Below are 15,364 nucleotides of genomic sequence, written 5' to 3'. Positions count from 1 at the left end.
TCATGTATCACGGAAACTTATTAATGAAAAAGAAATGAAATTTAGTTATTTTTTCTTTTTTATTGGAAAAAATACTGATAAGATGGTAAACTAAAGAGGATATTATATAAAAAAAGGTATCGAAAATTAGAATGTTAAAACATAAAAACGTCCTGGTATTTTTAGGACAAACCTTGCTTTATTTCGCCATTTTTATGGCCCTAATTTATCTCTACAATTACCTAGGACAAGGTCAAGGTAATTTTATCTATAACGAATTTTAGGAAGAATAATGACGAATACAAAAATTAAAGATATGATTGAAACGATTGAGCAGTTTGCTCAATCACAACCTGACTTTCCTGTTTACAATATTTTAGGGGAAGTTCACACTTACGGTGACTTGAAGGCTGACTCAGATAGCTTGGCAGCTAAGATTGATAGTCTTGATATTCCAGAAAAATCACCTGTTGTGGTTTATGGCGGTCAAGAGTATGAAATGTTGGCAACTTTTGTCGCTTTGACTAAATCTGGTCACGCTTATATTCCAATTGACAGTCACTCAGCTCTTGAGCGCGTGACGGCTATCGTTGAAGTAGCAGAGCCTAGTCTGATTATTGCTATTAATGACTTCCCACTTGAGGATGTCCAAGCTCCAATCCTAACATTGGATCAAGTGACAACAGCTTTTGAAAGCAAGACTAGCTACGAAGTGACTCATCCTGTTAAGGGGGATGATACTTATTACATCATCTTCACATCAGGAACTACAGGTAAGCCTAAAGGGGTACAAATTTCACACAATAATCTCCTTAGTTTCACTAACTGGATGATTACGGACAAGGAATTTGCGACTCCAAAACGTCCTCAAATGCTGGCTCAACCACCTTATTCATTTGACCTATCGGTAATGTACTGGGCACCAACATTGGCACTTGGAGGAACACTCTATGCGCTTCCTTCAGCTATTACACAGGACTTCAAGAAGCTCTTTGAAACGATCTTCTCACTTCCAATTGCTATTTGGACATCAACACCATCTTTTGCAGATATGGCAATGTTGTCTGAAGACTTCAATGCAGAGAAGATGCCAGAAATTACGCATTTCTATTTTGATGGAGAAGAGTTGACTGTCAAGACTGCTCAAAAGCTTCGCCAACGTTTCCCAGAAGCACGTATTATCAATGCTTACGGACCAACTGAAGCAACTGTCGCCTTATCAGCAGTAGCAGTAACTGATGAGATGCTGGCTAACCTTAAGCGTTTGCCGATTGGTTATACCAAGGAAGATTCACCGACTTATATTATCGATGAGGATGGCAATATCCTTCCAAATGGTCAACAGGGTGAAATCATCGTATCAGGACCAGCAGTTTCAAAAGGATATATGAACAATCCTGAAAAGACTGCGGAAGCCTTCTTCGAGTTTAATGGGCTTCCTGCTTACCATACTGGTGATGTAGGAACGATGACTGATGAAGGTCTCCTTCTTTACGGCGGTCGTATGGACTTCCAGATTAAATTTAATGGTTTCCGTATTGAGTTAGAGGATGTTTCACAAAACCTTAATAAGTCTAAGTATATTGATTCAGCAGTGGCTGTGCCACGTTACAATAAAGACCATAAGGTTCAGAATCTCTTGGCTTATGTGATTCTTAAGGATGGTGTTCGTGAGCAGTTTGAACGTGAAATTGATATCACCAAGGCGATTAAGGCTGACTTAGAAGATATCATGATGTCTTATATGATGCCTACTAAATTCCTCTATCGTGAGAGCTTGCCTTTAACACCAAATGGGAAAATTGATATCAAGGGTCTTATCAGTGAGGTTAACAACCGATGATTGACTTCTTGAAACAGCTCCCCCATTTAGAAGCCTACGGTAACCCCTTCTATTTTATCTATCTTGGATTAGCTCTATTGCCAATCTTTGTGGGTCTCTTCTATAAAAAGCGTTTTGCGATTTATGAATGTTTGGTCAGTCTAGCCTTTATTGTTCTCGCTCTGACAGGAACACATGCTAGCCAATTACTAGCCTTACTTTTCTATATCGTTTGGCAAATCATCTGGGTTTATTCCTACAAACATTACCGCAGTAAAAAGGACAATAAATGGGTTTTCTATTTACACTCATTTCTAGTAGTCCTTCCCTTGATTTTTGTTAAGGTAGAGCCTGCGATAAATGGTACTCAGTCAGTCTTAAACTTTCTTGGTATTTCTTACTTGACCTTCCGATCAGTTGGTATGATTATCGAGATGCGGGATGGTGTCTTAAAAGAGTTTACACTTGGAGAATTCCTCCGATTCATGCTCTTTATGCCAACCTTTACGAGTGGTCCTATTGATCGCTTCAAACGCTTTAACGAAGATTACCAAGCGATTCCTGAGAGAGATGAGTTGATGAATATGTTGGAGCAAGCTGTCAAGTATATTATGCTCGGTTTTCTCTATAAATTTGTCTTGGCTCAAATTTTTGGAAGTATGCTTTTACCTTCACTGAAAACACAAGCTTTAGCTCAAGGTGGTATCTTTAATTTACCAACACTTGGTGTCATGTATGTTTTCGGTTTTGATCTCTTCTTTGACTTTGCGGGTTACTCGATGTTTGCCTTGGCAGCATCAAACCTTATGGGGATAAAGAGCCCAATCAACTTTGACAAACCTTTCATCTCACGAGACTTGAAAGAATTTTGGAATCGTTGGCATATGAGTTTGTCTTTCTGGTTCCGTGACTTTGTCTTTATGCGTTTGGTTATGGTTTTGATGCGAAACAAGGTTTTCAAAAACCGTAACACGACTTCAAATGTGGCCTATGTCATTAATATGATGGTTATGGGATTCTGGCATGGGGTTACTTGGTACTACATTGCTTATGGTATTTTCCATGGTATTGGTCTAGGAATCAATGATGCCTGGTTACGTAAGAAGAAGACTATTAATAAAGAGCGTAAGAAAGCTGGTCTTGAGCCACTTCCTGATAATAAATGGACGAAGGCTTTGGGAATCTTTATTACATTTAACACTGTTATGTTGTCATTCTTGATTTTCTCTGGATTCTTGAATGACCTCTGGTTCACTAAAAAATAAGTAAAGGAATTATAAAAATGGATGTAAAATCAGAAGTTATTGAAATTATTGATGAACTCTTCATGGAAGATGTTTCAGACATGATGGATGAAGACCTTTTCGATGCTGGTGTTCTTGATTCTATGGGAACAGTTGAGCTTATCGTTGAATTGGAATCACGTTTCGATATTCGTGTGCCAGTTTCAGAATTTGGTCGTGATGACTGGAACACAGCTAATAAGATTGTTGAAGGGGTAACGGAGCTTCGCAATGCTTAAGCGTTTATGGCAGATTTTTGGTCCAGTAATTTGTGCCTTGGTCTTGGTAGTGGTAGTCATATATGCCTACCCACAAGGCAGAAAACATAGTTATGAGGCTGAAAAACGTAGTGCAGTAACACTAACAAATGAAAACTTTAAGAGTCGGATGAACAAAACTACAGCTCTTTCAGATAAGGAGCATCGATTTGTCCCTTTCTTTGGGTCAAGTGAGTGGTTGCGTTTTGATGCTCTTCATCCAGCTGTTTTAGCTGAAAAGTACGACCGTAACTATCGCCCATACTTTATTGGACAACGTGGTGCTGCATCTCTAAACCAATATTTGGGAATGCAACAAATGCTTCCAGAATTACAAAACGGTACAGCTGTGTACGTCTTGTCTCCACAATGGTTTACTAAAAAGGGGTATAATTCTGCAGCTTTTCAGCAGTTCTACAATAACGACCAACTTAGTAGTTTCTTAAGTGAAACTCAGACGGATGCAAATTCTCAGTATGCAGCTCAACGTATCTTAGAGATGAAGCCTGAGATTACTATGAAATCTCAACTTTCTAAAGTGGCTAAGGGGCAAGAGTTAAATTCACTTGATAAGACTTATATTCAATTTATGGCAGAGCTTAATAAGCGAGAAGATGCCTTGTTTAGTCCTTTAGCAGCATCAAATAACGCTAATTACGAGAAGAAAGTTCTTCCTTATCTTAAAGAGTTGCCAGACAAGCTCTCTTATGAGGCACTTGATCAGGTTGCTGTAAGAGATGCAGAAGCCCATACCAAGTCAAACGACTTTGGTATCGATGACCGTTTCTATAAGAAACGTTTGTCTAAGAAGATTGGTAAACTTAAAGGTTTCCAGAAAAATCTTTCTTATGAAGTTTCACAAGAATACGGTGACCTACAGTTGGTGCTAAATCAATTTGCTAAGTCAAATACTAATGTCATTTTTGTCATCCCACCTGTTAATAGCAAGTGGATGGCTTATACGGGACTTAGTCAAGAAATGTATGATGCTACGGTTTCTAAAATCCGTTATCAATTGGAAAGTCAAGGCTTTACTAATATTGCAGACTTCTCAAAAGATGGAGATCAACCTTACTTTATGCAAGACACCATTCATATGGGATGGAAAGGGTGGGTAGCCTTTGACAAGGCTGTTGATCCATTTGTAAGTAATCCAACACCTGCACCTAGCTATAACTTGAACGACCGCTTTTATAGTAAGGATTGGGCAGGTTATACAGGGACTCCTAGTCAGTTTAAGTAGTGTTACTTAATAAATCAAGATATATCAAAAAGGCTTTAATAAGCCTTTTATTGTTGCTTCTATTAAAAAAGTCACTAGTTAAATACTAGTGACTTTATGTAATTAGAGAAGGAGTATTTGAATTATACTTACTAATTATCAATTAGATTTTCTTACTCCATAAATGGTTGCTAGGTTAATCATTTTTTTGGCCCATTTGATATGAGTTTTTACTTCATTCATTTTATTTCCCATATGACCTTTTGTAACACCAACAAGAGTTTCATCCATACCAAGTATTTTGAGAGCATCCTCATAATCTTCTTCACTAATAACTAGACTTTCAAGAACAGCATGAAGTTGCGAAGGATGTATACATGTTTTTCCAATAAACCCATTAAGTTGATCCAACACAATTTCATTTTTTAAGCCTGTTAACCATGCTGGAGTTTCCTTAAAATCTGAGTCGTTAGAACCAAAATATTCCCAGACAGGTGCGGAACAGACATAATCTTTACCAAAGATATTAATAATATCCCCTAAACAGTCCTCAATAACTTGAACCATATGAATCGTTTGACTAATGGTGCGGCGAATACCGAAAAGATTTGAAAAATCTGTTGCACCAACCCTTATATTAAGAATGTAATGTTGAACAGGCTTTAGTGTCTGGTAAAGTGCTTCTAATTCTTCAATTCTGCCTTTTTTATTCATTATGGCTTCAGTTTCAAAAATAGGCATGAAATAAAGATTCTCTTGGCTTAGGTGTTGAACTTCATGAAATGCAGTAAGGTAATCTTGAGCACAACTTGTATCAAATTTAGGGAGATTAAAGCCAGTTACTAAATTTAGTAACGGTTTACCTAACTTTGTTCCAAAATCTTTAAGCTGTTGTGAAGATCTTATACGAATAAAAATTAATGGTAATTCTTGTACAGTGATTTCACCAGATGCAAGCATAGATTTTAATTGTTGCAAACAAGATAAAATATTTAACTCAGCCTGTTGCACAGTATTATCACCAATGGCATCTTCTAGATCAATACAGATTGAGGCTTCTGTTGTTTTAAGTATGGAATATAGAAGTTTTTCGTGTGTAGCAGGAATATATAAAAGTGGCCCAACAGCATACTGTAGTAATTCTTTTTGAGTATTTTTTGAAAAATCTTGAGGGGACTTTTTATATTCAAGGTTGTTCATTTTGTACTTCATTGTAACTCCTCTTACACAGAATAATCTAGAACAAGCTGAAGAATTTTTTCTGCGCCAGCTAAACCTTCTGGGACGATGGTATATTTTTCTTTATCATCTAACAGATGATAAATTTCACTTTGATTAGGAATACATCTTACATTGCCAAGAGGTAAAAAGGTTTGATCCATTTTACCATCACCTGCAGTTATCACAAAGTCCTCTTCTAATTTTTCTTTTAGAAAGAGTAGAGCACTCCCTTTTGATATCTTTTTAGGGATAATATAGAGTTTGAGTCCTTGGATAGTATGTGTCCACTCAGTTCCCTCTAGTTCTCTAGTCATAGCTCCATCGATGTAATTGATGATAGTTTTATCGTCAGAAATCTTTGTAAAAAAGAAGATATCATCAATAAGAACAGGTTCTTTTGTTAAGTGTGTCTTATACTGATTTAAAAGTTTAAGTATGTTTGTATATTGATCCTCTAAACGGCGACATATTGAGTCAACGTGTTTCTCCCATTCTGGTAGAGGCTCTCCGTTATGGAGAATAATACCTCCATTTGCGACAACAGCATAAGGAAGATTTTGAACTGGCTGTACACGCTTAAATTGCGCGTAAGAACGTGTTGTAATTGGGATGAGTTGAATACTTGGATTATTTTTTATTTTATTAATCAGTTCTATACTTAAATGCGACATATATGAAATTTCTTTATCATCTAGTATTTCAATGCATTTAACTTGACTAGCATTATCGACGAATTTTGATGAATGAATAATTGTGCGATCTAAGTCGGTTGCAAAAATCATAAGACACCTTCCTATTTTTAAAAAGAGGATTAGGAATAAAACCTAATCCTCTGTATTATTTTATAAGTTACTTAGTCTTTAGTCAACTAGTTACTTATTCTTTGTAAGAGCCTTGCGGATAAAATCTGCAGGGATAATCAAAACTGCGATAAGAAGAGCAACGATATAGTGTTCAACATCCATTGGAACGGTACTAAATACTTTACCACCGAATTGAATAATCAAGGTTTGAACGACAGCAATAGAAATCATTACAATTGAGAATTTCTTGTTTTCGCCGATATGTTCAAAAATATTGAATCCATTACTACGTGTGTTAAGTGAGTTGAAGATGACAGCATAGATAAACACTGTAAATGTGAATGTTGTTACCATTTCAAAGTTGCCAGTTCCATTTGTGATAAAGTCTTGGATACCACCAACATTTTTAAGAATGGCTAAACATACAAGAGTAATGAAGACGCTGGCTACACCAATAGCAGATTTCATATATCCAGTAAGAATGTTTGCCTTCTTAGGAACTGGTTTTTCATTCATATAACGGTCTAGCGTAGGCTCTTCACCAAATGCAAGGGCAGCAAGTGTATCCATGATAAGGTTAATCCAGAGAATTTGGATAATTGTAAATGGCTCTTTGAGACCCAAAAGTGGTGAGAGAAGTGACATGGCAATAGTCGTCACGTTTACGGTTAACTGGAAGATAATGAATTTACTTACTGACTTACTCATAGTACGTCCATAGAGGACGGCTTTTTCAATCGAAGTCAATGAGTTATTCAAGATAACGATATCTGAAGCTTCACGTGCGACTTCAGTACCATCACCCATTGAGAATCCGACATCAGCTGATTTAAGGGCAGGTGAGTCATTGACCCCATCACCTGTCATACCAGCGACCATATCAAGGTCTTGAGCTGCCTCAATAAGACGTTTTTTATCCATTGGAAGGGCACGACTTACCACTTTTAAGTGAGGCAATTGTTGTTTAAGTTCTTGATCTGAGAGGGCAGAGAGTTCATCGTGAGTAAGGACAAGGTCATTTTCTCCAGTGACGATACCGGCTTCTTTAGCGATAGCAACAGCGGTTTCTTTACGGTCACCAGTTACCATAACTACTTGAACACCCGCACGGTTCATTGTTTCAACAGTTTGTTTAATTGAAGAACGAACGTTATCACGGATACATACGATACCAATCAAGACTTTATCATTACCATCTGTATTTAGGATAGCAAGCAAACGCATTGAACGGTTAGCTTGTTCCAATGACAATTCTTGGAAACGAGCTTTAATATCATCTGTAAAGTTTTGTTTATTACCATCTTTATCAAGATAGTAGTAGCAGTCATTTAGGATGAATTCTGGAGCACCTTTGATGTAAGTTTTTCCGTCCTTAGTCGTTACACTTGCGAATTTTGTTGCTGAGTTGAATTGTTGCTTCTCAGTAATTGTATTCGTATCGAAATCAAGTTGAGAACGACCAATAAGGAAATCAAGAAGTGCACGGTCAGTGGCGTTACTACCAACAGCACTGCCATCAGCTACCATGGCATCGTTGTTAAGACCGATACCATTAATCATTTCAGCTTTAAGGCTATCTGACATTGTGTCAAAATCAGGTGCATCAGTTTCACCAGTAGCCGCATAAAGTGTTCCATCAGCAAGGAAAAAGTCAACTACAGATAGTTTACCTTCTGTGATGGTACCAGTTTTATCACTGAAGAGGATATTCATGTATCCGGCTGTTTCAATGGTATCAGGATGGCGAACCAAGATATTTTGTGCTAAAAGTCGACCTGAGTTCATTGAAGAAACGAGTGCCAACATCATTGGTAGACCTTCTGGAACAGCCATGATGATGATTGTAACTGCAAAGAGAATCGTTTCAATGATAAGAAGGAAGATTGAGCCACCATTGAGGTTATTAGCCTTATTAAGGGCAATAAAGCCTAATACAAGGTTGATTACTAAGTATGCAGCACCTGCACTATAACCGAGGACACCGATATTAGCAGCAAGCTTGTTAAGTTTCTCTTTAGATGGTGAATCTTTACTATCTTCTTGAAGAGAAGTATTGATGCTTCCAAGAACGGTGTTATCACCAATTTGTGTAGCTTCCATAACAGCTTCACCCGAAGTAACAACTGTACCACGGAAGACTTTGAGCTCTGTAAAGAGGTCTGAAGAGTCTGGCTCTTTTTGATCACCAAGAGGAAGTTTTTTAGCATCTTCACTTTCACCATTAAGGACAGCTTGGTTGACTTTTAACTCACCTTCCAAGATGATACCATCAACTGGAATCTTGTCTCCTGATTGAAGGAGAATCTGATCACCTTTTACAATATCATCAACGAGAACTTCTTTAAGTTTACCGTCACGATAAACCTTAGCGTTAGTTTTTGAAGCCTCTTCTTGAAGAGTGTTGAATTTTTGCTCATTTCGGTATTGTGAGACTGCTGAGAATCCTGTAGACATCAAAATGGCGAAAATTAGTGAGATAGCCTCATACCAATTAGCTTCACCAATAGCAGGGAAAATCATTCCAACAAAGTTGAAAATGATTTTTAATCCTAAGGCAGCCAAGAGGATAAGAATCCATTGATCTTGGAAGGCTTCGATAAAGATTGAGAGGAGCGAGTTAGCCTCTTTACTAGAGAGCCTATTATCGCCATGGGCGTTTTTACTTGCTTGAACTTCAGCGGAAGTCAAGCCTTTAAATTTTTTCATTTAAGGTTTGTATCCTTTCTAGAAATATTCTTTAGAGAATTAATACTTTCTGAGGTGTTTTTAGTAAAAATAAGTATCTTGATAACTAAAGAATTCTATTATTAACTGAAGAGAGCTGCGATTCCATTAAGGTCAGCTTGTTTTCCTTGACCAATAGCGTGAAATGCCCAGCTAGCACCATTACGTACTAATTCGGCAAATACAACAGCTGTATCAGTAGAGTAGTCATCTTTTAATTGGAATTTACATAGTTCAGAACCAGTATCCTTATTCACAAGTCGTACGTATGAGTTATTTACCATACCAAATGTTTGACGACGTGCGACTGCTTGGTCAATGGTTACAGCACAGACAATCTTATTAACTGTTGGTGAGACAGCTTGAAGATTTAGAGTGATGGTTTCGTCATCACCTTCGCCTGCACCGGTACGATTATCCCCGTTTAATTGAATACCATTTGCTACTGGATTATTGTAGAAGACAACGTCAGAAGCAGAAGTAATCTTACCTGCTTCATTTAATAAGAAAACAGAGATGTCTAAATCGAAGTCGACACCACTTACAGCAATATCCCAACCAGCACATAAATCAACATTATTGAGGCTAGGTGCAGCTTTGGCAAGGTCTAGGACCGTATTTTTTTCGAGATTTAGTGAGATTCCAGATTGTGTAGGTGTGACTTCAGTTGGTGTTGAAACTTCTCCACCCAAACTTGTAAAATTAATAGCCATTTTTCTTCTTCCTTTACATTAAATTATTGATATGCTTTTGCGAGTTCACCAATAGATGCTTTGAAATAATCACCTACGGCTTTAAATGTCCAACCGTTATCAGTACGGTTCAACTCAGCAAATTTAACTGCAGTTGCATTACCACCGTCTTCTGTAAGGTTGAAACGAACCAATTCACGCTCTGGACGTTGTGATTCATCAACTAAACGAACATATGCATTACGTACTTGACCAAAGTTTTGTTTACGTTCTTTACCAGAGTAAATGACAACCGCAACAACAATTTGTTTGACATCTGATGAGACTTGATTAAAGTTTACGAACATATTTTCGTCGTCACCATCACCTGCTCCAGTAAGGTTATCGTGATCCAAGTGGATACCTTGAGAGGATTTGTCACCATAATAGACAACATTTGTAGCTTTTTGAGTTAGACGACCTGAATCATCTAAGAGAAAAGTTACAAGGTCAAGGTCAAAATCTGAACCAAATAATTTTGTTTGTACATCCCAACCAGCAGAAACTCGAATATTCTCTAAAGTAGACTGTGTCTTAGAAAGATTCAAGAAATCGTTCTTTTGGAGATTAAGGATACCTGGCTTATTAAGGTCAAGGCTTACTTCACGTCCTTGACTTTGTGAAGATTGAGAAAGAGTCTCAAAAGTCGGTGCTGGCGCTTCAGGCCCATTGTTTGTTGGTGTGTTTGAATTATTTCCAAGTAGTTTATCAAAAAGTCCCATAATAGTTTCCTTTCCTAAGTGTATTACATATAGCGAGACAAAAGTCCATTGAGGTCAGCAATTGTTCCCTCACCAATAGCTTCAAATTGCCAACCGTTTGGTCCACGGTTTAAGGAACAGGCTGTAACAGCAGTATCTGCAGAATAGTTATCGGTTAACTGATAACGGCAAATTTCAGCATCATTATTATCTGCATCAAGCAAGCGAACAAAAGCATTTTTGATCATACCAAAAGTTTGCTTTTTGCTAACGGCTTCAAAAATTGTCATGAAGAAGATAATACGAGTGATTCGTGGTTCGATGGTATCTAAATTAATTTGGATACGTTCATCATCACCGTCACCTTCACCAGTACGGTTATCTCCTTCGAGTCGAATTCCAGGAGCAGACATATTGTTAAAGAAGATGACGTCTTGTGGAACTTGTGTCACACGTCCACTATCTTCAATAAGAAAAGCTGCCAAATCAAGGTCTGCAGTGGGTCCAGCAACGGCCATATCCCAACCACCACCTAGAACACAGTTCTTGAGTGCTGGTGCTTGTTTAGTAAGGTCAAGCACATTACCTTTTGATAAATTAAGTGATGGTTGCGAACCATTATTAAGTCTTGTGAAATCCATAATAATTTCCCTCCATATAATTAATGCGCGCTAATAAACCCTTTTTCAGCCATATCCGCCTTCATATTTTCCAACTCAACGGAATCAGTCTTGCGTTTTTCAGCAATTTGTTGACTAATTTGTTTGGTTTCATCGATACCTTTTTTGATTGTTTCATAGGTTGATCGTAGGGTTTCAATCTGCACCGCACTACCACCAGCCATTCGAGCAATATTTACAGACTGAGTTGCTGTATTTTGAGCGTTACGTAGTAGAAGCTCATTCGTTTTTTCATCTAATTGACTGATTGATTTCGCTTGGATTTCTTGTCGTTTTAGTTGAATAGCCTGTACTAAACATTGTTTGAAAATTGGCAAGGTGATAATAAATGATGAATTAATCTTACGCATAAGATTAAAGTTGGCCATCTGCATCGTCTGTATCATGGGACAAGTTTGCATTGCAACATTTTCAGCAATCTGCAAGTCATAAGTACGCTGGTTTAGCATATCCTTAATCATTTGTAGTTTCTGTTGTTGAGTCTGCTTTTCTTGTTCAGTAAGATCGGTTCGTTGCATCATTTGTGCTTGATAAGCTTCGATTTCTTCTTGAGCGAGCTCTCCAGCTACGATATACTTCTCGAGTTCTTCATAATATGTAACATTAGTACGATATTGCTTTTCAAGATCTTCTTGTGTTTGATGAATTTGAGATTCATATTGTTTTAAAATCACATAAATCTTGTCAACTTCTTTTCCCATATCTTCATATTTGGCAAACAATTTATCAATGGAATTTTTAATCTTGCCAAATAACTTTTGAAGCATAGATGCGTTTTCTGGATTTTCGAGCTCTTTGATGTCGAACTTATCCATAATCTTTGTAAGTTGTGTCAGCATACGAGAGGCTTCTTCAGTATTAACGCGTTGCATCGAAGACAGTAGCATATCTGAAGTTTGAGAGATTCCCTCGCTAGGTTTTTGACCAAATGCAAGGATGGAATTAACATTTGTGATATCTATTTCATTGGTTAGATTTTGAACCTCTGGAAGAGCTCGCAGACGTTGCTTATAAGCAACATTGTCTGTTAAGACTTCTGGTTGTGTCATCTGCATCTCATTTGTAGGTGATCCGGTCGTAGTAGCACCGAATTCTCCGGTATTAATAGCCATTGATAGTCTCCTTAACTAAAAAATTTACTAAAAAAGTTCTGCTTCCTCTGTTTGTATTTTAAATCTGATAGTCGACGCTCATAGTTTATTTTATCTAAACGGATGGAATTAAAGTAATCACTTTGAATATAACTATTTAAGTTAGATAAACCAGCTGGTGAAAAGATGACAATATCAAATCCAATTTTATTAAGGTAAGCAATTAAATAAGCCTGACGTTTTGAAATTTGTTCTTCCTCTTCTAGAAAAATAACTAGTTTGGGAATATCGTTGGTAAAATCGAAACTGTCAATAGTTCTGATGATTTTTTTATCTAACATTAATATCATCATAGCAAAGTCCAAAATTTCTTCTTTGGAAGAAATCGGTTTTTTGAAGAAACGATGGTCATCAATAGTCTCATTGATTTTTGAAAGGATGAATTTTTCAGTTTCATCATTATATGATGAATAACGATAGAAAGGCAACTTCATGATTTCTTCTATATCAAATTTACCATTGCTTAGTTGACAAAATGTCAATTGAAACTTATCGGATTCTTCAACACCTGGACTAATGAGATTGAAGTTAGCTGTTGAGGATAGAAATAGACTATTTGGATGCTCTATACAGGTTTTAATGAGGTTTGCATATTCGTCTGAATTCTTATATTCACCTTCAATGTCAAAGAAGAAAGTAGGAACATAGACGGTTTTCCCTTGTGTTTTAAAGCCTTGTCTGAGTTTTGCTGGGACTTTCCAGTTTTGTTCAAGATCGATTAAGGTACCATTGAAAAAAATTGGAGAAGTCGTACCATTACGAAATTGCCAAGGACGATAGATACCTGAATTTGAGAATAGCTCTTTTTCAATTTGTTCTTCCAATTCTAAAGTAATTGAGCGATTTTCTTCAATGATATGACCTTCAGAGGCTCGTTGAAGAAAACTTTGAATGGGTAATATTTGTGAATTCTTATGCTTTCTACAGAGCTTATCTGAGTCGATTTCTTTCCAGTACTCGCACTCTCGCAATGGATTAATATAAACAACATCAAATCCCATTATAAAGAGGAGCATTAGAAAATAAATATCATGACGCGAAATATCACCATAGTAGAAGCAATGGTTTGCATGAAAATCTAATTCAGAATAATCTAAGTTCTGTATATATAAGTGAGCATAAAGTAATAGTTTACAGATAAAGTTGTTTTTAACACTATCGTTTAAAAATTTTTCTTGTCTTATGGCAAGATTGACGACGTATTCAAAAGCATTTAAAAAAACGTGATTCAAATCAGAGTTCTCAAAAAGAGTGATATCTTGCTTTGAGAGTTGTGTCACATCCATATTAGCAAGTTCATTTTTTATAGCATTAATGAAGTCGAAATCTACATCTAGGAGAATCTCACCATCAAAAAAGATAGTATGGTGAGGATCAGCCTGAATTTTTGAATAAATCGTTGCAAGGACATCGTTATATTTCCCTTGATTTTCCACACCGATGTAGGAAGTGAAGACGGGGTTAAATTGTGGACGAATGCCCTTTCTTTCCGATTTTCTTCTCCAAAGTTCAAATGGAATCTGTTGGAGGCTTAGACTCATTTAGTCACCCCCTTCCGGCACAATGAGTCTTTTCCCAAATAAGCTATATCTTTATATAGAACTTATTCAAGATACTACTATTCTATGTATTCATTAAAGCGGTGTCAAGATAAAACGCGAACTATAATGATTTTCATAATTGCTGATGGATTATAGGTCTGCTAGCTCTTTAATGATGCCACAAACATTATACTTTTCAAGTGGATAATATTCAACAGGAACTTGTTTTTCTTCTGCGAGTTGTAAAATATGTTGGAGATATTTGGGATTAGCATCTTTGCGAATGAGAATCCGATCAGGTACGCGTCTAAGTAGAACACGAGTTGTTTCACCAACACCAGGCTTGATTTTATTGATATCTTTAATTTTAAAGTCTTTCGCGATACGTTTTACTTCATCTATACCCTTAAAGTCTTCATTTAACTCTTCTGAGGAAGGAGAGAAATAGTTGGGGTCGCAATCATTAAAGTGCTTTTCAACGGTTTCTAAAAACGCGTTTGACTGATCAATAGCTAAGTTTTCTTCATAAAAAATAGCACCATGAAATTCGTCCTCAGTCATAGTTGGTAATTTAACTGTTCGACTAACAAGACCGCTAACTGTTGCATTAAGACATGCACTTGGGATAAGGAAATCTTGTCTAGTTCCATAAAGTTTTGTTACCGATGCTGGATCACTCAATACAGCAAGTTCACTATCAAGTTTTTGAAAATTCTTTTGAGCTCGAAGTTTTTGACAGGCTTCATCTAAAACAGTATTAATGGCTCCTTTACCGACCCAACCGTCTATAAATTGAATATTTTCAGCAGCATGACGATCAACGATATAATGCATAGCTGCTGAGTCAATCCCCTTCCCACGTATAATTGAGATACTGTAGTGCGGTGGCATTACCCCGTATCTAGCTTTGAGATAACGTTGAACGAGAATGCCGATAGGTGTTCCTGCTCTGGCAAGTGAAACTAGAACAAGCTCAGGTCCTTTTGAACTCCATAATTTTTCAGCAAGAGCGACTGTGGCAGATGCTGTTTCAAAAGAGAGTTGGTCTAAGCTATTAAAGTAAAGGTCCATGTAAGTTTTTGTAGGTGCGTATTCTAAAGGAAGCATTTCAGAATAATGGATACCTTGCTGGTTTAATTTTTCACGTTCTGCAGTATCTAAGATGGGGACTCTTCCTTTAACATCTTGTAGTAAGAAAGTTACACTTTCTGCTGGGTAACTGGTGCGAACAAAACGCATGCGTTTCCTC

Annotated in this window: 14 protein-coding genes; 5 read left to right on the top strand and 9 right to left on the bottom strand. The window is 37.0% G+C overall.

Going from position 1 to position 15,364, the window contains the following annotated elements; genetic code table 11:
- The first annotated feature begins 131 nt into the window (after positions 1 to 131).
- From NYE32_RS05910 to dltD, 5 genes are read left to right on the top strand one after another with little or no spacing between them, the layout of a single operon-like run.
- Entirely contained in the window at positions 132 to 263 is a 132-nt protein-coding gene (locus NYE32_RS05910; RefSeq protein WP_002885174.1) for a teichoic acid D-Ala incorporation-associated protein DltX, read from the top strand.
- 8 nt (positions 264 to 271) lie between these two features.
- Positions 272 to 1,822, top strand: coding sequence for a D-alanine--poly(phosphoribitol) ligase subunit DltA (gene dltA / locus NYE32_RS05905; protein ID WP_004182015.1), 1,551 nt, complete (start codon positions 272 to 274; stop codon positions 1,820 to 1,822).
- A complete protein-coding gene (gene dltB, locus NYE32_RS05900) occupies positions 1,819 to 3,066 on the top strand; it encodes a D-alanyl-lipoteichoic acid biosynthesis protein DltB (protein ID WP_156685132.1) in 1,248 nt (415 codons plus the stop codon). Before dltA ends, dltB begins: the two co-directional genes overlap by 4 nt.
- A 17-nt stretch (positions 3,067 to 3,083) precedes the next feature.
- Positions 3,084 to 3,323: a D-alanine--poly(phosphoribitol) ligase subunit DltC gene (gene dltC, locus NYE32_RS05895; RefSeq protein ID WP_002891149.1), complete on the top strand. Its 240-nt coding sequence runs from the start codon at positions 3,084 to 3,086 to the stop codon at positions 3,321 to 3,323.
- Complete coding sequence (gene dltD / locus NYE32_RS05890) at positions 3,316 to 4,584, top strand: D-alanyl-lipoteichoic acid biosynthesis protein DltD (protein ID WP_155197901.1); 1,269 nt, start codon at positions 3,316 to 3,318, stop codon at positions 4,582 to 4,584. Before dltC ends, dltD begins: the two co-directional genes overlap by 8 nt.
- A 138-nt stretch (positions 4,585 to 4,722) precedes the next feature.
- Here dltD and NYE32_RS05885 read toward each other — a convergent pair whose 3' ends face one another.
- The 9 genes from NYE32_RS05885 to NYE32_RS05845 form a co-directional block, all read right to left on the bottom strand.
- Positions 4,723 to 5,775 (bottom strand): HpcH/HpaI aldolase/citrate lyase family protein, encoded by a 1,053-nt coding sequence (locus NYE32_RS05885; protein ID WP_156685131.1) that lies wholly within the window; start codon positions 5,773 to 5,775, stop codon positions 4,723 to 4,725.
- 11 nt (positions 5,776 to 5,786) lie between these two features.
- On the bottom strand, positions 5,787 to 6,566 hold the full coding sequence (locus NYE32_RS05880; protein WP_156685130.1) for an HAD family hydrolase: 780 nt from the start codon (positions 6,564 to 6,566) through the stop codon (positions 5,787 to 5,789).
- A 90-nt stretch (positions 6,567 to 6,656) separates the two neighbouring features.
- Positions 6,657 to 9,293: a calcium-translocating P-type ATPase, PMCA-type gene (locus tag NYE32_RS05875; protein WP_156685129.1), complete on the bottom strand. Its 2,637-nt coding sequence runs from the start codon at positions 9,291 to 9,293 to the stop codon at positions 6,657 to 6,659.
- Between the two features lie 101 nt (positions 9,294 to 9,394).
- Positions 9,395 to 10,024, bottom strand: a complete 630-nt coding sequence (locus NYE32_RS05870; protein WP_107373158.1) for a TerD family protein — start codon at positions 10,022 to 10,024, stop codon at positions 9,395 to 9,397.
- Positions 10,025 to 10,047: 23 nt separating this feature from the next.
- Positions 10,048 to 10,764 carry a TerD family protein gene (locus NYE32_RS05865; RefSeq protein WP_156685128.1) on the bottom strand — a complete coding sequence of 239 codons (717 nt, stop codon included), beginning with the start codon at positions 10,762 to 10,764 and terminating at the stop codon, positions 10,048 to 10,050.
- A 23-nt stretch (positions 10,765 to 10,787) separates the two neighbouring features.
- On the bottom strand, positions 10,788 to 11,384 hold the full coding sequence (locus NYE32_RS05860; RefSeq protein WP_048790424.1) for a TerD family protein: 597 nt from the start codon (positions 11,382 to 11,384) through the stop codon (positions 10,788 to 10,790).
- 20 nt (positions 11,385 to 11,404) lie between these two features.
- Positions 11,405 to 12,535 carry a toxic anion resistance protein gene (locus NYE32_RS05855; RefSeq protein ID WP_107373157.1) on the bottom strand — a complete coding sequence of 377 codons (1,131 nt, stop codon included), beginning with the start codon at positions 12,533 to 12,535 and terminating at the stop codon, positions 11,405 to 11,407.
- An 11-nt stretch (positions 12,536 to 12,546) separates the two neighbouring features.
- Positions 12,547 to 14,115, bottom strand: coding sequence for a YceG family protein (locus NYE32_RS05850; RefSeq protein WP_156685127.1), 1,569 nt, complete (start codon positions 14,113 to 14,115; stop codon positions 12,547 to 12,549).
- A 150-nt stretch (positions 14,116 to 14,265) separates the two neighbouring features.
- A complete protein-coding gene (locus NYE32_RS05845) occupies positions 14,266 to 15,354 on the bottom strand; it encodes a cysteine protease StiP family protein (RefSeq protein WP_156685126.1) in 1,089 nt (362 codons plus the stop codon).
- Between the last annotated feature and the right edge of the window lie 10 nt (positions 15,355 to 15,364).

Source organism: Streptococcus sp. FSL R7-0248 (assembly GCF_037967965.1).
GTDB lineage: Bacteria > Bacillota > Bacilli > Lactobacillales > Streptococcaceae > Streptococcus.
Note: the sequence above shows the minus strand (reverse complement) of the source record. Positions and strands in the feature narration are given on the sequence as shown.